General features: G+C 72.8%; 13 protein-coding genes and 1 pseudogene. 7 read left to right on the plus strand and 7 right to left on the minus strand.

What is annotated here, in order from left to right:
- Nucleotides 1-150: 150 nt before the first annotated feature.
- The 5 genes from HEP81_RS10525 to HEP81_RS10545 are packed head-to-tail and all read left to right on the plus strand — an operon-like array spanning nt 151 to nt 5,866.
- A complete protein-coding gene (locus HEP81_RS10525) occupies nt 151-1,950 on the plus strand; it encodes a methylmalonyl-CoA mutase family protein (RefSeq protein ID WP_037654246.1) in 1,800 nt (599 codons plus the stop codon).
- Entirely contained in the window at nt 1,950-4,124 is a 2,175-nt protein-coding gene (gene scpA / locus HEP81_RS10530; protein ID WP_037654244.1) for a methylmalonyl-CoA mutase, read from the plus strand. The genes HEP81_RS10525 and scpA overlap by 1 nt, the downstream gene beginning before the upstream one ends.
- A gap of 7 nt (nt 4,125-4,131) precedes the next feature.
- A complete protein-coding gene (gene meaB, locus HEP81_RS10535; RefSeq protein WP_037654243.1) occupies nt 4,132-5,130 on the plus strand; it encodes a methylmalonyl Co-A mutase-associated GTPase MeaB in 999 nt (332 codons plus the stop codon).
- Nucleotides 5,127-5,318, plus strand: a complete 192-nt coding sequence (locus HEP81_RS10540; protein ID WP_037654241.1) for a hypothetical protein — start codon at nt 5,127-5,129, stop codon at nt 5,316-5,318. The genes meaB and HEP81_RS10540 overlap by 4 nt, the downstream gene beginning before the upstream one ends.
- On the plus strand, nt 5,315-5,866 hold the full coding sequence (locus tag HEP81_RS10545) for a hypothetical protein (protein ID WP_037654238.1): 552 nt from the start codon (nt 5,315-5,317) through the stop codon (nt 5,864-5,866). Before HEP81_RS10540 ends, HEP81_RS10545 begins: the two co-directional genes overlap by 4 nt.
- A gap of 11 nt (nt 5,867-5,877) precedes the next feature.
- On the opposite strand, the gene HEP81_RS10550 is transcribed toward HEP81_RS10545, so the two are convergent.
- The gene (locus HEP81_RS10550; RefSeq protein WP_037654236.1) at nt 5,878-6,567 is read right to left on the minus strand and encodes a GAF and ANTAR domain-containing protein; all 690 of its coding nucleotides are present in this window, start codon (nt 6,565-6,567) and stop codon (nt 5,878-5,880) included.
- Nucleotides 6,568-7,554: 987 nt separating this feature from the next.
- Between HEP81_RS10550 and HEP81_RS10555 the strand changes: the two genes are divergently transcribed.
- On the plus strand, nt 7,555-8,502 hold the full coding sequence (locus tag HEP81_RS10555) for a site-specific integrase (RefSeq protein WP_037654232.1): 948 nt from the start codon (nt 7,555-7,557) through the stop codon (nt 8,500-8,502).
- Nucleotides 8,503-8,846: 344 nt separating this feature from the next.
- On the opposite strand, the gene HEP81_RS10560 is transcribed toward HEP81_RS10555, so the two are convergent.
- Both HEP81_RS10560 and HEP81_RS10565 read right to left on the minus strand, forming a co-directional pair.
- Complete coding sequence (locus HEP81_RS10560) at nt 8,847-9,683, minus strand: SDR family oxidoreductase (RefSeq protein WP_037654229.1); 837 nt, start codon at nt 9,681-9,683, stop codon at nt 8,847-8,849.
- A 156-nt stretch (nt 9,684-9,839) separates the two neighbouring features.
- Nucleotides 9,840-10,274, minus strand: a complete 435-nt coding sequence (locus HEP81_RS10565; protein ID WP_051850079.1) for a nuclear transport factor 2 family protein — start codon at nt 10,272-10,274, stop codon at nt 9,840-9,842.
- A 197-nt stretch (nt 10,275-10,471) separates the two neighbouring features.
- Between HEP81_RS10565 and HEP81_RS10570 the strand changes: the two genes are divergently transcribed.
- Nucleotides 10,472-11,371, plus strand: coding sequence for a helix-turn-helix domain-containing protein (locus HEP81_RS10570; RefSeq protein ID WP_037654387.1), 900 nt, complete (start codon nt 10,472-10,474; stop codon nt 11,369-11,371).
- 143 nt (nt 11,372-11,514) lie between these two features.
- Here HEP81_RS10570 and HEP81_RS42650 read toward each other — a convergent pair.
- From HEP81_RS42650 to HEP81_RS10590, 4 genes and pseudogenes are all read right to left on the minus strand, one after another.
- Nucleotides 11,515-12,043 (minus strand): annotated as a pseudogene (locus HEP81_RS42650) (Tn3 family transposase); the annotation flags it as partial.
- A gap of 375 nt (nt 12,044-12,418) precedes the next feature.
- Nucleotides 12,419-14,857 carry an ATP-binding protein gene (locus tag HEP81_RS10580; protein ID WP_037654227.1) on the minus strand — a complete coding sequence of 813 codons (2,439 nt, stop codon included), beginning with the start codon at nt 14,855-14,857 and terminating at the stop codon, nt 12,419-12,421.
- Nucleotides 14,854-18,180 (minus strand): phospholipase D-like domain-containing protein, encoded by a 3,327-nt coding sequence (locus HEP81_RS10585; RefSeq protein ID WP_037654224.1) that lies wholly within the window; start codon nt 18,178-18,180, stop codon nt 14,854-14,856. The genes HEP81_RS10580 and HEP81_RS10585 overlap by 4 nt, the downstream gene beginning before the upstream one ends.
- Nucleotides 18,173-19,687, minus strand: a complete 1,515-nt coding sequence (locus tag HEP81_RS10590; RefSeq protein ID WP_190275976.1) for a DEAD/DEAH box helicase — start codon at nt 19,685-19,687, stop codon at nt 18,173-18,175. Before HEP81_RS10590 ends, HEP81_RS10585 begins: the two co-directional genes overlap by 8 nt.
- Nucleotides 19,688-19,718 lie beyond the last annotated feature (31 nt).

Raw genomic sequence — 19,718 nt, forward strand, 5'->3', positions numbered from 1 at the left:
CCCTGCGGTCCGGCCGTCGTCCCGGCCGGGCCGGGCCGTCGTACCAAGGCGAGCGCCCGCGGAAGCGGCGCCGGTCACAGCCGCAAGGGGAGAAAACTCACAAGCGTTTGCTCTGCACTCCTTTGAGCACCCTGCCCTAGCATCCGAGCCATGACGGTCCTGCCTGACGACGGGCTCCCACTGGCCGCCGAGTTCCCTGACGCGACACACGAGCAGTGGCAACGCCTGGTCGAAGGTGTGCTGCGCAAGTCGGGCAAGGAAGTCTCGGGCGCGGCAGCTGAGGACGCTCTGTCCACGACGCTGGAGGACGGGCTGCGCACCCGTCCCCTGTACACGGCGCGCGACACCGCGCCCGACCCCGGCCTGCCCGGCTTCGCCCCGTTCATACGGGGCGCGCGCCCCGAGGGCGGGGTCGCGGACGGCTGGGGGGTACGCCAGCGGCACACGACACTCGCCGACGGCGCGGTCCTCGCCGATCTGGAGAACGGCGGCACCTCGCTGTGGCTGGTCCTGGGCGAGGGCGGCATCCCGCTCGCCGACCTGGGCCGGGCCCTGGAGGGCGTCTATCTGGACCTCGCGCCCATCGTGCTGGACGCCGGGCGGGACACCGCCGAGGCGGCCGAGGCGCTGCTGGCCCTGTACGCGGACAAGGGCGTCGAGCCGACGGCCGTACGCGGCAACCTCGGCGGCGACCCGCTCGGGTACGAGGCCCGTACCGGCGCCGCGCAGGACTTCGCGCCGTACGCCGACCTGGCCGCGCGCTGCGCCGAGACCTACCCGGGGCTGCGCGCCCTGACCGTGGACGCGCTGCCGTACCACGAGGCCGGCGGCTCGGCCGCGCAGGAGCTGGGCGCCTCGCTCGCCACCGGTGTGGCCTATCTGCGCGCCCTGACCGAGTCGGGCCTGTCCGTCGAACAGGCCGCAGGGCAGCTGGAGTTCCGGTACGCGGCCACCGCCGACCAGTTCCTGACCATCGCCAAGCTGCGCGCGGCGCGCCGGCTGTGGGCGCGGATCGCCGAGGTCAGCGGGGCGCCCGGCGCGCAGACCCAGCACGTGGTGACGTCGCCTGTGATGATGTCCCGCCGTGACCCGTGGGTGAACATGCTGCGCACCACGGTCGCCACGCTCGCCGCCGGGGTGGGCGGTGCCGACTCCGTGACGGTGCTGCCGTTCGACCACGCGCTCGGCCTGCCGGACGCGTTCGCCCGGCGCATCGCCCGCAACACCTCCACGATCCTGATCGAGGAGTCGTACCTCGCCCGCGTCATCGACCCGGCGGGCGGCTCCTGGTACGTGGAGCGGCTGACAGACGAACTCGCCGAGGCGGGCTGGGAGTTCTTCCGGACCATCGAGCGCGACGGCGGCCAGGCGGCCGTGCTGCGCTCCGGACGGCTGCGCACCGACCTCGCGACGACCTGGGCGGAGCGCTCCAAGAAGCTCGCCAAGCGGCGCGAGCCCATCACCGGTGTCAGCGAGTTCCCGCTGCTGGCCGAGAAGCCGGTGGAGCGCGAGCCCGCGCCCGAGGCGCCGTCCGGCGGGCTGCCCCGGGTACGCCGGGACGAGGCCTTCGAGGAGCTGCGGGCCCGCTCCGACGCCCATCTCGCGGCGACCGGCGCCCGCCCGCGGATCTTCCTGGCCACGCTCGGCTCGGCCGCCGAGTACACCGCGCGGGCCTCCTTCGCCGCCAATCTGTTCCAGGCCGGCGGCATCGAGCCGGTCACCGAGGGAACCTTCGAGGACAGCGGCGCCACCGAGGCCGTGCTGTGTTCCAGCGACGCGACGTACGCCGAACGGGCCGAGGAGACCGCCGCGGCACTGCGCGCCGCGGGCGCCCGGCAGGTGTTCCTGGCGGGCCGGGGCGAGTACGCCGGCGTCGACCGCCATGTCTTCGCGGGCTGCGACGCCGTCGATGTGCTGTCCGCGACTCTCGACCGCATGGGAGTGTCCTGATGGGAATCCCCGACTTCTCCGGCATCGAGCTGGGGACCCCGGTGGCCGGCGGCAGCGCCGAGGAGTGGCAGGCGGCCGTCAAGCAGGCCACCGGCGGCGCCGAGCCGCTGTGGGAGACCCCGGAGGGCATCGGGGTCAAGCCGCTGTACACCGGGCGTGACCTGGAGGGCCTGGACTTCCTGGGCACCTACCCGGGCATGGCGCCGTATCTGCGCGGCCCCTACCCGACGATGTACGTCAACCAGCCCTGGACGATCCGCCAGTACGCGGGCTTCTCCACCGCCGAGGAGTCCAACGCCTTCTACCGGCGCAACCTCGCGGCCGGCCAGAAGGGCCTGTCGGTCGCCTTCGACCTGCCCACGCACCGCGGTTACGACAGCGACCACCCGCGGGTGACCGGCGACGTCGGCATGGCGGGCGTGGCGATCGACTCGATCTACGACATGCGGCAGCTGTTCGACGGGATCCCGCTGGACCGGATGACCGTGTCGATGACGATGAACGGCGCCGTGCTGCCGGTGCTGGCGCTGTACATCGTGGCGGCGGAGGAACAGGGCGTACCGCCCGAGAAGTTGGCCGGGACCATCCAGAACGACATCCTCAAGGAGTTCATGGTCCGCAACACCTACATCTATCCGCCGAAGCCGTCGATGCGGATCATCTCCGACATCTTCGCGTACACCTCGCAGCGGATGCCGCGCTACAACTCCATCTCCATCTCCGGCTATCACATCCAGGAGGCGGGTGCGACGGCCGATCTGGAGCTGGCGTACACCCTCGCCGACGGTGTGGAGTACATCCGCGCGGGGCGCGAAGCCGGCCTGGACGTGGACGCGTTCGCGCCGCGCCTGTCGTTCTTCTGGGCGATCGGCATGAACTTCTTCATGGAGGTCGCCAAGCTCAGGGCGGCCCGGCTGCTGTGGTCCAAGCTGGTCGCGCAGTTCGATCCGAAGAACACCAAGTCCCTCTCGCTGCGCACCCATTCGCAGACCTCAGGCTGGTCGCTGACCGCGCAGGACGTGTTCAACAACGTCACGCGCACCTGCGTGGAGGCGATGGCCGCGACCCAGGGCCACACCCAGTCGCTGCACACCAACGCGCTGGACGAGGCGCTCGCGCTGCCCACCGACTTCTCGGCGCGCATCGCCCGCAACACCCAGCTGCTCCTCCAGCAGGAGTCGGGCACCACCCGGACCATCGACCCGTGGGGCGGCAGCGCCTATGTGGAGCGGCTGACGTACGACCTCGCCCGCCGGGCCTGGGCGCACATCCAGGAGGTGGAGCAGGCGGGCGGCATGGCGCAGGCCATCGACGCCGGCATCCCCAAGCTGCGCGTGGAGGAGGCGGCGGCCCGGGTCCAGGCCCGTATCGACTCCGGGCGCCAGCCGGTGATCGGCGTCAACAAGTACCGCGTCGACAGCGACGAGCAGATCGACGTCCTCAAGGTCGACAACTCCTCGGTGCGCGCCCAGCAGATCGAGAAGCTGCGCCGGCTGCGCGCGGAGCGGGACGAGCAGGCGTGCCGGGACGCGCTGGACGCGCTCACCCGGGCCGCCGAGGGCACCGAGAACCTGCTGGAGCTGGCGGTGCGGGCGGCCCGCGCCAAGGCGACCGTCGGCGAGATCTCCGACGCCCTGGAGAAGGTGTACGGCCGGCACGCGAGCCAGATCCGTACGATCTCCGGGGTGTACCGCAACGAAGCAGGCGAGTCCCCGTCCGTGGACCGCACCCGCGCCCTGGTGGACGCCTTCGAGGAGGCGGAGGGGCGCAGGCCGCGCATCCTGGTCGCCAAGATGGGCCAGGACGGCCATGACCGCGGCCAGAAGGTGATCGCGACCGCGTTCGCCGACCTCGGCTTCGACGTCGACGTCGGCCCGCTGTTCCAGACGCCGGACGAGGTCGCCCGGCAGGCGGTCGAGGCGGACGTCCACGTGGTCGGCGTGTCCTCGCTGGCCGCGGGGCACCTCACCCTCGTACCGGCGCTGCGCGAGAAGCTGGCGGAGGAGGGCCGCGAGGACATCATGATCGTGGTCGGCGGCGTGATCCCGCCGCAGGACGTGCCGACGCTGCTGGAGATGGGCGCCACGGCCGTGTTCCCGCCCGGGACGGTGATCCCGGACGCGGCGTACGACCTGGTCCAGCGTCTGGCGGCCGACCTCGGCCACGAGCTGTAGGGCCGCGATGGCCCCGATCGATCTCGACACGTATGTGAAGGGTGTGCTCGACGGGAAGCGGGCGCTGGTGGCCCGTGCCATCACGCTCGTCGAGTCCACCCGGCCGCAGCACCGGGTGCTGGCGCAGGAACTGCTGACCCGGCTGCTGCCGCACAGCGGCCGGGCGCGGCGGATCGGCATCAGCGGGGTGCCGGGGGTCGGCAAGTCGACGTTCATCGACGCGTTCGGCACCATGCTGACCTCGCTGGGCCATCGGGTCGCGGTGCTCGCCGTCGACCCCTCCTCGACCCGTACCGGCGGCTCCATCCTCGGCGACAAGACGCGGATGGAACGGCTGTCGGTCGACCCGGCGGCCTTCGTACGGCCCTCCCCCAGCGCGGGCACGCTGGGCGGGGTCACGAAGGCCACCCGGGAGTCGATGGTGGTGATGGAGGCGGCGGGCTACGACGTGATCCTCGTGGAGACCGTCGGCGTCGGCCAGTCGGAGACCGCGGTCGCCGACATGGTCGACACGTTCCTGCTGCTCACCCTGGCCCGCACCGGCGACCAGTTGCAGGGCATCAAGAAGGGCGTCCTGGAGCTGGCCGATGTGATCGCCGTCAACAAGGCGGACGGTCCGCACGAGCGGGACGCGCGGGCGGCGGCTCGGGAGCTCGCGGGCGCGCTGCGGCTGATGCACGGCAAGGACGCGTTCTGGACCCCGCCGGTGCTGCATTGCAGCGCGCGCGAGTCCACGGGCCTCGGCACGGTGTGGGAACGGCTGGAGCAGCATCGCACCCTGCTGGACTCCACGGGCCGGCTCGCCGCCAAGCGGCGGGACCAGCAGGTCGGCTGGACCTGGGCGATGGTCCGCGACGAACTCCTCGGCCGGCTGCACGCGGACCCGGCGGTACGGGCGGCTGCGCCGGAGCTCGAACGACAGGTCAGGGAAGGGACGTTGACGGCGACGCTGGCGGCGGAACGGATCCTGGGAGCGTTCGAGGCCGGCGGCGCGGGGAGGTCATGAGCGGGGGCGCGGGGACGGGGGACGTCGAGTGCCGCGGCGAGTCCGGGCGGGCGGAGCCCGCGCGGGGCGAGGCCGGGCGGAGCAAGGCCGGGCAGGCGGAGCCCATGCGGGCCGAGGCCAGGCAGGACGAGCCCAAGCGGGCCGAGGCCAGGCAGGACGAGACCGGGCAGGCGGAGGCCAGGCGGTGAGCGAGGCCGGGCAGGACGAGACCGAGCGGTGGCCGGGGCTGGAGGCCGCGCTCGCCGTGGTCAATCGGGATGTGCGGGCGACCCTGCCGGGTCAGGAGCCGCTGATCCTGATGGTCACCCCGGCTCCGGACGGGGCCGCCGGGTCCACCGGTTCCTACGGGGGCCAGGAGGTGTACGTGGCGATGGCGGACGGCCGTTCGCACGGCAATCCGGTACACACGGGCGACCTGGAGGAGGGCGCACCGCCGGAGCCGGGCGACGCGGCGACGGTTCTGAGCGTGGTCGCGGAGGCGGCGCAGGAGACGGTCATGGAGCTGCTGTGGCAGGTCTGGCCGCTCTGCCGGGAGCACGGGATCGGAATGCATCCGCGCCCCGCGGGCACGTCCGAGGACTGGTGTCCGGGCGAGACGGCCGCGGCCGGGCCACCGGTGTGGTGGTGTCGGGGCGGCAGGACCGGCGGCTGCCACGACGCCTCGCCGATCGGTGAGTTGGCGGACACGCTGCGGGGGAAGGAGCGGCGTGCTCTGCGGCGAGGCCGTCGCCGGTAGCGCCCCGGCACCTAGGTGAGGCCGCCGCGTTCGCAGATCATCCGGGCCACTTCCCGGAGTTTGACGTTCTTGTCCTGGGAGTAGCGGCGCAGCACGTCGAAGGCCTGGTCCTCGGTCAGCTCATGGCTGCCCATGAGGATGCCCATGGCCTCGCCGATGATGTGTCGGGTGGCGACGGCCTGCTCCAGCTGGGCGTGGGTGCGGGCGCTGGAGAAGGCGACGGCGGCGTGCGAGGCGAGCAGCCAGCCGGCCGTCTCGCCGGCCTCGGTGAAGGCACCCGGGCTGCGGGAGTAGATGTTCAGCGCGCCGAGATCCTCCTCCTCGGTGTAGAGCAGGAAGCCCATCATGCTGCCGAGGCCGAGCTTGCGGGCCTCGGCCACGTAGCGGGGCCAGCCCGGGTGGACCTCGCGGAAGTCGGCGATCCGGAACACCCGCTCGTCGCTCTCCGGGCGCGCGACGTCGTAGCAGGGGCCTTCCTGGAGCTGCTCCTGCAACTGGTCGCTGTCGATCACCATCTGGTCGGTCGGCGCGAGGGTGCGGACGCCCTTGGCGTGCAGGATGAGGATCCCGGCCGCGTCGCAGCCCGGCACGAGCTCGGTGGCGGACCGGGTGATCCGCTCCAGGGTGTCGGTGACCGTGTCCTGTGCCAGCAGATCCCGCGCCAGTGCTGCCATCCGTTCGGCGAACGCGCGCCAGTCCATCGTTCTCCTCCCTGGCCGCCTGCACCAGACCGACCACCTGCCCTGTTTCCACCATCGCATCCCTGCCCGCCCTCGGCCGACCGGGGCAAGGGGGGGGGTGGGGCCGCTGGGTGAGGGGGTGGGGACGCTGAGTGGGGAGGGGGCGTGCCGCCAGGTGGGGACGAGGGGAAAGCGCCGCGGAGGGCGGGAGCGGTCCGGATGGGGGCCGATCTGGCGGGCCCCCGGGGGGCTGCGAGGGGGCCTGCGGGCCCGGCGACTGCGGAGGCTGTGGCTGGGCCGGGGCTGGTCTGGGAGGCGAGGGACCGCTGGGAGGGCGAGGGGCGGTCCGCACACGCCCGGCAGGATGAGGCGCCGACGAGGCGAGAGGGCGACGGCCCGCGCACGCCCGGGAGAGCGAAGGCACGCCGGTGGGCGAGGGCTAGTCTTGCGGAAGCCCGGGCGGGCGAGGGCCGTGGGGGTGGGCGAGGACCGGGCCGCGCACGCCCGGAACGACAAGGCCCCGCCGAGAGGGGAGAGCGCGAGCCCGCACAAGCCAGGAAGAGCGAGACCCCGCCGGATGGCCGGGGCCGATCGCACCGGCCCAGAAAGAACGAGGACCTACCGAGAGGCGAGAGCCCTGGCCCACGCAGGCCCAGAACGGTGAGACCCCGCCGGGTACGCGAGGGCTGCTGCCCAGGCCCGGGAGGGCAAGGGCCGTCAAATGTGCGAGAGCCGGTCCGCGCAAGCCGGGAAGAGCGAGACCCGCCGCGATGGGAGAGCCCGGCCCGCCCGAAGCCGAAACGGGGGTTGAGGAACATCGGAACGAAAACCGGCGCTAAGCCTCCATCGCCCCTGGTGGGCGGCTGACGGAGCGTCGGTCGCGGGACCGGTCTGAAGTCGTCCCACGGATAACGCCCCATTATCTGCGGGAGCATGGTTCGTGAGCTGCGGTGATGCTCTCCGGGCCGCGCGTGAAGCGGCCCTGTTATCTGTAGCAAGAGGAAAGCGGTGCCCACCGTCGTGCAACTGCCGGCCGGAAAGGCGTTGACCGTCCGTGCGGTGGCGGATGCCTTCCTCGACTCGCTCCGGAACCGAAACACGGTCCGCAGCTACGCGACCGGCGTCGGCAAGAGGGCCGACCGGATCGGGGAGGGCCGACCGCTGGGGTCGGTCGCGGACGATGAGATCGGCGAGGCCCTGGAACTGTTGTGGGGTACCGCGGCGGTCAACACCTGGAACGCCCGCCGGGCGGCGGTGCTGTCGTGGCTGGGCTGGTGCGAGGAATACGGCTACGACGGCCCGGCGGTCCCGGCCTGGGCGAAGCGGCTGGCGGTGCCGGACTCCGAGACCCCGGCCCGCTCGAAGATGGCCGTGGACCGGCTCATCGCCCGGCGCGAGGTCCACCTGCGGGAGAAGACACTGTGGCGGATGCTCTACGAGACGGCCGCCCGCGCGGAGGAGATCCTCGGGGTGAACATCGAGGACCTGGACCTCGCCGCGCGCCGCTGTCCCGTGAAGGCCAAGGGCGCCCGGAGCAAGGCCCGCCGCCGGGGCCGGGCGCGCGAGGACTTCGTACTGGAGACCGTCCACTGGGACGCCGGCACCGCCCGGCTCCTACCCCGGCTACTGCGCGGCCGGACCCGGGGCCCCGTATTCGTCACCCACCGCCGCCCCGGCCCGGGGAAGGTCGTCAGCCCGCGCGACGTGTGCCCGGACACCGGCCTGGCCCGGCTCTCCTGCGGCCAGGCCCGAGCCCCGCTGGACGAGCACACCGCCGTACGCGGGCCGGGCACCGGCGCCCTGACCCACCTCGGCGAGCAGGGCGCCTCCCTGCTGATGCTGATGGTGAAGTCGCGGCACAAGAAGCCGGAGAACGTCCGCCGCTCCTTCAAGCCGTCCCCCGAGGCGATCTCGGAGCTGACCAGTCTGCTGGCCCCCGGCGACGCGCGCCGCTGACCCTGCTGTCAGCGGTGTGCCCTACCGTGAGCCACACCACGGCCGGACGCGTACCGCCGTTCGCCGCGGCTCTGAGCGCCCACGCCGCCAGAGGCACAGTCGGTCAAGGTCCTCCGGGGTCCGGTCGAGTCGGCTCCCAGCGTCGTCGCCGAACTGGCCCGCCGGATCGCACTGATCACGTCCAACGCCGACGGGCGGCAAGTGCCGGCCGTCTCCTCGGTCGACCACCTCACCGCAGAGGGCGGCCGGGCGATCATCGCGGAGAACCGCGCGGCATACATCGCCGAGTACGGCGAACCCGCTTTGGTCACTCGTCGTCGTCGGCGACTGACGCCTGGCCTCGGTCACCGGGCGGTTGTGGCCGCCACCGAGTGGGCGATGTCGCGATGAGCCTCGTGTTCGGCGAGCCGGCCGGTGAGGGCGGCGCGGACGTCTTCGTAGGTGTCGGGGCCGAGCGGGAGGCGGAGCGGGGTCGCGCCGGAGTCGATGAGGTCGATCATCGCGTCCGTGAGCTTCTCCGCGCTGTTGGGCACCGGGAAGTGGCCGCCGAGGAACGCCTGCCGGGTGTCGGCCGCGGGGGTGTTCTCGTACTCGGGCAGGGGCGGTGCGATGTCGAGCGACGTGCCGAAGCTGGTGGGGGTCGCACCCGGCTCGATGATGGTCAGGGCCAGGCCGAACGGCACGATCTCGTGGGCGACGGTCTCGCAGAACCCCTCGATGCCCCACTTGGAGGCGTGGTAGTAGCCGAGGCTGGGGTACGTGGTCTGACCGCCCGCGGTGGACACCTGCAGGATGCGGCCTCGGCCCTGGGCGCGCAGGTGCGGGAGGGCGGCACGGATGACCTGGATCGAGCCGAGCAGGTTGGTGTCGATGACGCGCCGGATCTGCTCGTCGGATGCCTCCTCGACGGAGGCGAGGACGCCGTAACCGGCGTTGTTGACGACGACGTCGATCGTGCCGAGGGTCTTGAACGCCTCGGTGACGACGCGACGCACTTGCTCGGTGTCGGTGACATCGAGCTGGGCGGTCCAGAGCCGGTCGCCGTGCTCGGCGCGGAGGTCGTCGAGAGCCTCGGGCCGGCGGAGCGTGGCGGCGACGCGGTCGCCACGGGCCAGGAGGCGTTCGGTGAGCAGTCGCCCGAAGCCTGAGGAGGTGCCGGTGATGAACCAGGTGGTGGTCATGGTGTGTCCTTCGCTGTGTGGTGCGCGTGGCTGGTCGCGGTGTCGCTGATGCGGACAGGGGTCATCGTTGCGACGGCCTGGGCCTGGGCATGAGTCGGCCGAGCTGCTTGCGCTGCCGTGAGGCAACTCGGCCGGACTCGTGAAGGGGTGCCGTCGTCAGCGGGTGCCCGCCTCGGCGCGCGCGTAGAACGCGGCGATTTCGTGGGGGTTCTTGGTGTAGACGTCGATCTTGCGCACCGTTCCGTCCTCGACCTGGTGGATCTCGACCATGGTCAGCGGGAATTCCTCACCGGTGGTGTGGGCCGTGAGCGTTCCGGTGAGCGTTCCGATGACGCCGGCCGGGCCTTCGAACACCTCGGCATCAGTGATGGCGACGTTGGCGTAGCCCATCATCGCGCCCAGGATCGACTGCACGAACACCTCGCGGCCCTGGTGCACGCCGCCGTAGGGGAGCTGGGTCGGCTCGTCGACGATCACCTCAGGGTCGAGCTTGGCCAGGACACCCGGCACGTCGTTCTTGCTCAGCGCGTCATACAGCCCTCGCACGACCTCCGCGGGGCTCTCCGTCACCGTCTTCATCTGGTTGCTCATCTCGCGTGCCCTTCAGGTTTGTTTCCGGTACAAGAAAGGTCGGCCGGCCGGGGGGCCTGTGTCCTCGCACCGGTCGGGCCCCGGGGATCGGGGCACGCACCATGCAACGGCAGACCGCCGTGACCGGGGAGTCTCTGCTGCGAGGGGTACTGGCAGGGACCCCCCACCCCTCGCGCGGCCTGCCTACCCTGGTCGGCATGGACAACCGGGACGCAGTCAGCGCATTCCTCCGCTCCCGACGCGAGAGGATCACCCCCGGGCAGGCGGGGCTGCCGACCTACGGCCGGCGGCAGGTGCCCGGACTGCGCAGGGGCGAGGTCGCCACGCTCGCCGGGGTGAGCGTCGAGTACTACACGCGCCTGGAGCGCGGCAACCTGCGGGGTGTCTCCGACAGCGTGCTGGACGCCCTCGCCCAGGCACTGCGACTGGATGCCACCGAGCGCATGTACCTGTACGACCTCGCCCGCGCCGCCGGACCGGCGCCCAAGGCGCGGGCACGGCAGCGGGAGGTCCGGCCGACGGTGAGGCCGAGCGTGGCGCGGATCGTCGAAGGCATGCCGGGGATGCCGGCATACGTGATGAACAACCGCCTCGATGCGCTGGCCGCCAACCCGCTGGGCCGGACCCTGTACTCGGAGATGTACGCCGACCCGACATGCGGGGCGAACGTCGCCCGGTTCGCGTTCTTCAATCCAGCAGCCAGGCGGTTCTACACCGACTGGGAGCGCATGGCCCGCTTCGCCGTGGGCGCGCTACGCGTCGAGGCGGGGAAAAGCCCCTACGACCGGGAACTGTCGAACCTGATCGGTGAACTGTCCACCCGCAGCGACACCTTCCGCGTGATGTGGGGCTCCCACGACGTCCATGTCTTCCGCGAGAGCACCAAACGCCTCAACCATCCGCTCGTCGGCGAACTGGAACTCGATCAGGAGACCATGAGCCTGCCGGACGACAGCGGCCTGAGCGTGGTCGTCTACAGCGCGCCCCCCAAAACCGCCGCCGAGGACGGCCTGAAGCTACTCGCCAGCTGGTCCGCCACGACCAGACGGGAACAGAACGCGCAATCCACCAGCACACCGTCGACCCGGCAGCCCTGACGGGCGACACCTGCCCGAAGAACCGCTCCAACCGCCTGCGGCCACCTGCGGAGCTCCAGGGTCCTCCCATCCGGCGGCGCGGGACCGGGACATTCCTCGTCGGTGGCATCCGGATCGCGCCGCGGACGCGGGCCGCCGGGCAGGTCGGGAAGCTGGAAGGAGTACCGGCCGAGCATGTTGACGTGATGCCGCACGAACGGGGAGAGGCGGGCCACGTCCTCGTCACGGACGTCGAAGCCGTCCGCACGCAGCTGGTTCACCGCGGCGTCCATGTACCGCGTGTTGAACAGCACGAGTGCGTTGAGGACCAGGCCCAGGGCGCCGATCTGGTCTTCCATGCCGTCCTGGTAGCGCTGGTAGAGCTGCCCGGACCGGCCATGGAAGATCTTCCGGGCGAGGGAGTGGCGACCCTCCTGGAGGTTCGCCCGGCTCTTGATCTGCCGCCGGTAGCCGGGCTCGTCGGCCGGATCGTCCAGGAACACCCCCGAGGAACCGCACCGTGGTCATCTGCACCGCGAACCCGAGCCGGTTGTGTGCCCGCCGCTCCGGCTCGTTCAGCGCCCGATCCGCATCGTCCAGGAAGAAGAACCGCTCCAACTCCCTACGGGACGGCGCCCCGTCATACGCCGCGTACTTCGCGGCTTGCTCATCCGTCAGAAACTCGACCGGCACCCCGGACCTCCAGACAGTCAGTGATCAACACGACTGCCGAAGGCTCCGCCCCCGCCGGGCACACGACAGCTGATCTGCGCAGGCCCGCGAGGACAAAGGCCACCGCACGCGCGCGAGCGGGCGGCACAAGCCCGGAAGGACGAGGCTCCGTCGGGCGGGCGAGAGCCGAGCCGCGCGGTCCGGACAGACGAGGCCCCGTCGAGCCGGCGAGAGCCGAGGCCCGGAACGACAAGACCCCGCCGAGGTCGGCCGGGCCGGGCCGCGCACGCCCGGAACGACGACGCCTCGCCGGGAGGAGTGAGGCCCCCGAGCGCCGGGGCCGGGCCGCGCAGCCCGGGAGGGAGGACCCGCCGGGCGGGCAGGGAGCGCGGTGCGTCAGTTGTCGCGTTCCGGGAGGACCAGGCGGAATGCCGCTCCCGTCAGGGCGCGGTTGTCGGGGTCGAGGACCTCGATGTCGGCGGAGACGTCGTCCGTGGCGCGGGACTGGAGGAAGCGGCGTACCCGGTGCAGGCCCCGGCCCCGGCCGTCGCCCCGGGTGGTCCAGGTGGGGCCGAAGATCCGTGCCGGGCGCGAGCGGGCCCGCTCCGGCAGGCCGGGGCCGCTGTCGCGCAGGACGACCAGCACCTCGGGGCTCTCCCGCTCCACCAGGATCTGGAGCACCCCGTCCTGCCCGGCGAGCGCCTCCGCCGCGTTGTCCATCACCTCGTAGAGCACCGCGCGCAGCACCGGCTCGGGCACCGCGACCCGCAGCCCGGGCGGGCAGCGCACATCCAGCCGGACATGGGGGTACGCCTCCGCGAACTCGGGCCCCAGGGAGGCGAGTAGCACGGCCGGTTCGGAGTCCAGGGTCCCGGCCGGGGTGAAGTCCTCTTCCGCGAGCTGGAGTCGGGCCTCCTCGGCGAACTCCTCATACGTGGAAGGCGTTTCACGCAGGCGGGCGTACACCGGCACGGTCGCGTAGCGGTTGAGGTGCCACGCCTTGGGCCCCTCACCCCCTTCCTCCCGCTCCAGGGCGAGCCTGCCGAGCAGCACGGTGAGCTGCTGCTCGGCCTCCGCGCGCAGCGCCCGTACGACACCGCTGAGCGGAACCCGCAGCTCCGCGCCGTCCGCCACGGCCAGCATTCCGCGGCGCACCAGCTCGTCGACGGCGGCCAGGACGCGCTCCCTGACCCAGGGCTCCGCGCCGCACGCCTCCGCCATGTCCGCCGCCTCCTCCCGGCCGACCTGCCCGCCCACCGCGTCGCTCGCCGCCAGCGCCGCCCACCAGGCCGCCTCCGCCGCGGGCCCGCCGCAGCGGGCCGTCAGCTCCTCGCGCAGGGCATGCGTCAGCGCCTCGTCCCGCTGCCAGCCGCCCTCGGCCGCCGTCCAGCGCCGTACGGGGTCCGTGCCGTCGACCGGGTCCTGCGCGTACCGCAGCATCACCAGCAGCAGATACGGGTCCATGCCGGTGCAGTGCTCCATGGCCTGTACGGCCGCAGGGCCGCAGCCCAGTGACAGCCGGCTGATCCAGCGCAGGGTGCGCCAGGCCACATCGGGCTCGCCGCCCAGGATCCGGCCCAGCTCGGAGCCGCTGTGCCCGGCGAGAGCCGAGACCGGCCACTGCGGGGCGAGGACGCCGAGCAGGGCCGCGGCCCGGTCCGATACGTCGGTGAGCACCACCACGCGCAGCAGGTCCCGCAGGGTCAGCACCGCGGTGGGCCGCCGGTCGGTGTAGCCGGACGGTTCGACCTTGGGGCCGACCACCACACAGGGCCGCTCGCCCTCACCGGTGTCCGGCAGGCCGACCGCGCCGGGGCCGCCGACGTACAGGTCGACGCGTCCGGTGGGGTGCAGCCGGGACAGGGCCGGGCCACCGAACAGGCCGTCAAGGTAGGCGAGATGGAAGGAACTGTGCTCGACCGGCGTGGCCGTCATCGGTCCGGGCGGTTCCCCGAGGAAGCGGCACAGCGCGTCGGCGAACCCGGCGGCCGCCCCGGCGGACGGATCGTGCTCCAACTTGCCGTACGCCGCGAGCAGTTCCTGTCCCTCACGGTCGGCCGCCCGCCAGTCCACGAACGCCGGAGGCCGCAGCCGGCCGGGGTTGAGGTGGCAGTCGAGGAACTGACGCGGGTCCCACTCGGCCTTCCAGACCGGCGGCGCGGTCATGCTCTCGGGAATGGGGGCGCCGGGCGGCTCCCGGTTCAACAGGGCGCTGGCGGCGACGAGTTCCCCGGCATCGAGCAGGGCCTGTACGCGGGCGGCAGCCCGGCCCGCGGCCCCCGTACGCTCCATCGGGGCGAGCCGGGCGGACAGTTCGCCCGCGGCGTCCGCGATGCGCCGTTCGAGATCGTCGGCCAGCGTGTCCAGGCGGGCCACGACCCGGGGCCGCCCCGAGCGCGCCTGCTCCACCAGCGCCTCGGTCTCGGCGGGGTCGTCCCGCCATGCCACGCCCGCACCCTGCGCACGCCGGGCGAGGGCCCCGAGCCGCTGCCGTACCAGCTCCGCGGCCCGCACCCGCAGGCTCTCCAGGTGCCGGGCCAGCCGCTCGGCGTCGTACGGGCGCAGCTCCCCGCAGCCGGCGAGCAGATACTCGGCGGCGTCGAACTCGCCCCGCTCCAGCAGTTCTTCGCAGACGACGCCCACGGGGCGGCCGCCGAGCCGGGCGAGGACCGCGCGGGCCAGCTCGACGGCGTCCTCGGGGCCGTACGACGACTGCCGGCGCGCCAGCAGGGCCAGCACCTCGGGATAGCGGAACCGGCCGGGCCAGGTGCCGAGCAGATGCCGGGCGCCGTCCAGATGGTTCCGCACCTGGCTGTCGTGGCTCGGCGCGCTCATGCGTTCTCCTTCCCGGCCTTCGGCAGCGCGGACAGCGCCTCCAGCAGGGCCTTGGCCGGATGGCAGGCCGGTTCGCCCAACTCGTCCGCCTCCTTGACCAGTTGATGCCAGGAATCGTCCAGGTGCAGGGCGAACCGCCGTTGGGCTGCGCTCAGTCGGAGCGCAGCCGGGCCCTGGTGCCCCTCCTCGGTGCGGGCGACGAGGGACCTGGCCTCGGCGATGAACTCGGCGAGACGGCGGGCGTAGGCGAAGTGGTTACTCCATTCGATCTTGCGCAGGCCGAGATCCGCGGACATCCGGTCGAGCTGGGTGCGGATCTCCTGCTCGCCCTGCGGCAGCCCCTCGATCACCGGGACCCAGCGGTCGGCGGGCCGGGGATCGTGGGCCATCTCGCGGACCTCGGCGAGGAGGCCGTCCGGCCGGAACAGGGCGCGGTGCAGCTTCTGGCCGTCCGTGAAGCTGAAGTGGTTCTTGGCCTGTTCGAAGTCGTCCACCTCGGCGGCGAGCCGCGCCCAGCGCTCGTCGGTACGCGCCGAGCGCTCCTGGCCGGCCGCCCATTCGTCGACGTCGTGCAGGGGCAGCGGGGCCGGTGCCGCCTCGAAGCAGGCGCGGGCGGCGCGCGCCAGCTCCAGCCAGGCCGTCGGCAGCCCCTCGGCGGGCGCCCCTTCCGTCAGATGGCGGCAGGCGAGCCGGCCCGTGTCGCCGCCGTGCAGCAGCATCTCGGCGACGGCGCCCGCGAGCGCGACGGTGCGCTGCTCGGGCGGGGCCGCCTCCAGCGCGAGGGCACTGAAGAAGAGCTGCTCACCGAAGGGGCCGTGCTCCAACGGCAGTGCCACGGCGGCCAGTTCGACCGAGAGCGCGCCGGGGCCGCCGCCGAGCAGGGGGGTCAGCAGGTACGCCTCCATGAACGCGCCCCGCCGCCAGGCGTCCTCCAGGAGCCAGCGCGACCATCTCTCGGAGTCGGAGCGGTGGGGATCGGCAGGGTGGGAGCCGGAGTGGAGGGGGACGGCGAGGGGGTCGGCGTGGTGGGGATCCGCGCCTTGGTCCTCGGTGCCGCCCGGGCCCTCCGCATCGCCCAGACCCTCCGCATCGCCCTGGCTCTCCCCGCTGCCCTGGCCCATCAGCAACGCCGCCGCATACCGCCGTAGCTCCTCCGCGCCCCGGCCCGCGCGCTCCCGCTGGGCCAGGGCCGTCCACGGGTCGTCGTCCAGCGGGATGGCGGCGAACACCCCGGCCGTGGGGTGGTACTCCGGCCCCGCGCCCCCGGAGTCCCCCGCGGCTCCGAACCACTCCGGGATCCCCAGTTCCCGCGCGAAGTCCGCGGTGAACGAGGTCCCCACGATGTGCAGCCCGACCTGTGCCACCGCGCCCTGCCCCGGACGTGTCGCCCCATGTCCCACGGGGTGGTGGCTGCCCGCCACCATCTCGTGATCGCTGAGCACCGCCCGCGCCCTGGCCTTGCCGACGCGCAGGGTGCCGTCCGTCTTGAGGGCCTTGAGCAGGGCGTCGTACGCGGTGGCGGTGCGCCGGCCGCCGCTGAGCGAGGGATGCTGGAGGTGCACGACGCCGCCGGCCTCCCGCAGCCGGCGCAGCCGCAGGGCGAGGGTCTCGTCGCAGGCCTCGTGCTCGGCGCGGTCGTCGGTGACGGCGAGCCGTTCGCCCGCGCTCGCGACGAGGCGGCCGACCACCTCGGCGTACGCGCCGTCCCACACGGCGCGCACCACCGGGTCGGCGCCCCGGTGCACATCGTTCACCGCGTCCACGAGTTCGCGCAGCACCCGTCCCCAGGCGGCCGCCCAGCCGACCTGGAAGCCGACGGGGTCCTCGTCCCACCCCTCCGGCAGCTCCGGGGGTCCCCATCGCCACCAGCGCGCGGGCTCGGCCGGGACTCCGCGTCCGGTGCGGCCGAAGTCGCCGGGGGCGATGGCGATGCTCTGCGCGGTGTCCCAGTAGGGGTAGACCCTGCGTACCCAGCTGAGCAGGTCGGCCACGCACAGCGGGGGCGTGTCGGTGTCCTCGGAGGGCTCCACGAGCACCCCGGCGCCGGTCTCGGCCGACAGGAAGCCGCGGGAGCCGACGTAGGCGGCGCGGTTGTCGCAGATCAGCAGCGATGCCGCGCTGGAGCTGCTGCGTTTCTCCAGCAGCACCTTGCCCGCGTAGCGGGCCTTCAGGTCGAACAGGGCGGTCTCGGACCGGGGTTCGAGTTTCGCCGAGGGGTGATCGCCCCACAGCAGGACCAGGGTGACGCCCCGTTTGAGCGCCTCCTCGATGCCGGGCAGCAGCGGGTTGAGGGCCTCGTAGGCGATGGTGGGCGCGGCCAGCACCAGTTGGTGCTCGGCGCGGTCGATCAGATCGCCGACGACATAGCCGACCCCGGCCCCGGGCGCCACCCGCTGGGCCCCGCAACGGGACCTGCGCGCCTCGGAGATCTGCTCCCGCAGCTGGTTCGTTCTGATCTCCAGGGCGTGGTGCCGGCCGGGCAGGTCCGGCAGTTCGGGTGCGTCGTCCAGTCCCTCGGCGAGCTGCTCCAGGTCGCGGATCAGCTCCTTGAGGGTGTCGGGCCGTACGACCTCCGGGACCTGGCGGTTCAGGAGTTTCTTGACGAAGGCGCTCTCGGGCCTGGTGTGCAGCAGATGGGTGATGTGCGCCTGGAAGAGCTGGGCGCCCCTGCGGCCCCAGCCGGGCGGCGCCTCGACGGGCACCGCGGCGATCTGCCCGCTGCCGGGGTCCCGTTTCACCACGACCTCGACGGTGCTCCAGCGGACCGCCTCGGGCGGGCTGAGCACGGGGTTGGTGAACGACACGTTCAGCACCCGACGGCGCACGCCCCGGTCGCGGCGGTCCTCGGCGACGGCCCGGCGGACGGCGCGCAGCAGTTCGGTCTGCGGCAGGTCCTCCGCGGAGACGCCCCGGGCCACCGGCATCTCCAGGGCGCCCAGTGGCGCCCGGACGCTGCCGTCCCGGTAGGGCAGGATCGTCTCGGTCACCGGGTCGAACAGGAACTTGCGTGCATCCACGCTGGTGGCGACCGTCTGCGCGCCGTCGCCGTCGCCGAGGACCGCCTCGGCGGCCGGGGTGCCCTCCAGGGTGTGGGAGGTGAAGTCGACGGCGAGGAAGCCCCGGCTCCACAGGGCGTGCACCACGTCCAGCATCAGCCGTCGGGGCAGTGAGAAGAGGTCGCCGAGGGAGTCGACGGTGGTACGGCCGCCGGCCACCGCCGCGAGCACCAGCTCCTCCAGGGTCGAGGCGCCCTCCTCCGAACCGAGTTCCACCCTCAGGGTGATCACCCGGCAGGGCAGGGCCACCAGGGTCGTCTCACTCACCGGCGTCCTCCGCTGCCATGGCTCCGGCGGCGTCCTCGGACGTCTCGTCCCGCTGCGGGGGCAGGACCGCCCGCCGGCCGCCGGTGATGTCCTCGGTGACCGCGTCCACGATCACCCCGCTGTCCCGGAAGGCCTGGATGACCGTCCCCCAGTCCGCGCCGCCGTACTGCTCGAAATGCGCCAGGTCCCCTACCACGACGAGCAGTTGGCGCGCCCGGGACAGCATCACGTTGACCACCTCGGGCTGCGCCGTGTGCCCGATGTTCCGGCGGGTGCCCTCGCCGCGCACGGCGCTGCGCACCAGGGAGACGATCACCACCTCGGCCTCGCCGCCCTGGAAGGAGTGCACGGTGTGCACCCGCCCCCGCAGCCCCTTGGCCTCCAGGATGCCCGCCTGTTTGCGGTAGGGGGTGATGACGACGAGGCCGCCGGGGTCCGTGCGGTGGGCGAGACCGAGCCGGGCCACGAGGTCGTCGATCAGCTCCGCCTCACCCTCGTTGCCCCAGTAGGGGGTGTCGCGGCAGCCGTCGTGCCGCGCCGTGTCGAGCCACACCAGCGGCGCGTTCGTCACGTACGGCGGCTCGGTGCGGCCGTGGATCTGGTCGATGAACGGGTCCGAGGTCAGGAAGGTGCCGGTCGGGCCCGCGTCGGGGTAGAAGGCCCGGGCGAAGGGCGCGGCGATGTCGGGGTGCATACGGAACTGGGTGACCAGGACGTCGACCGGGCGCCGCGCGGAGGCGGTGCGCCGCGGGTCGTGCCCCTCGAAGAAGCGCCGGAACATGTGCAGATGGTCCAGGTAGGCGTCCTGGTTGGCGAAGTGGGCCTGGATCCGGTCGTGTTCGTGGGCGGCGAGCCCCTCCAGGAAGCTCTGCATGTCCTGGGCGCGGTGCGGGCCGAGCTGCTGGTAGTCGCCGACCAGGGTCCAGCGCACGCCCCGGACCAGCGGCATGACGACCTCGGTGGGCCAGGCCTTGGCGGCCTCCTCGATGATCACCCAGTCGAACATGTCGCTGGGGTCGCTGACCTCTTCGGACAGCTTGCCCGCGATGGAGCAGGTGGCGAAGACGATGTCGGCGCCGGACTTCACCCGCTCGATCAGCTCCAGCTTGGTGTCGCCCGCGAGGTCGGCCCACCGCTTCATCAGCCGCTTCTCGTCCTCCCCGCGCGCCCCCTCGCAGCCCAGTTCCACCCGGCGGACGATATGCCTCACGAGGTCGTCGACGATGTCCGCCGCCGTCAGCTGCCGTACGGGGCTGCGGGCTTCCTCCCGCTCCTGGCTGAGGGACAGTTCGCGCAGGGCGAGCAGGGAGCGGTCCTCGATGCGTGGCCGCAGCTCCTTGAGGATCTTCTCGGCGAGCTGGTCGAGCGCGTCGTTCGACTGGGCGCTCACCAGGACCCGGGATCCGTGCTCCATCTCCAGGAAGTCCCGCAGGGCCTTGGCGACGACAGTGCTCTTGCCGGTGCCGGGCGGGCCCTGGAGGGCGTAGAAGGGGTGGAAGCGCAGCATGTTGGAGACGATGGCCTGGCCCTTGCCGCGC

It is taken from the genome of Streptomyces griseofuscus, from assembly GCF_014673495.1.
GTDB lineage: Bacteria > Actinomycetota > Actinomycetes > Streptomycetales > Streptomycetaceae > Streptomyces > Streptomyces murinus.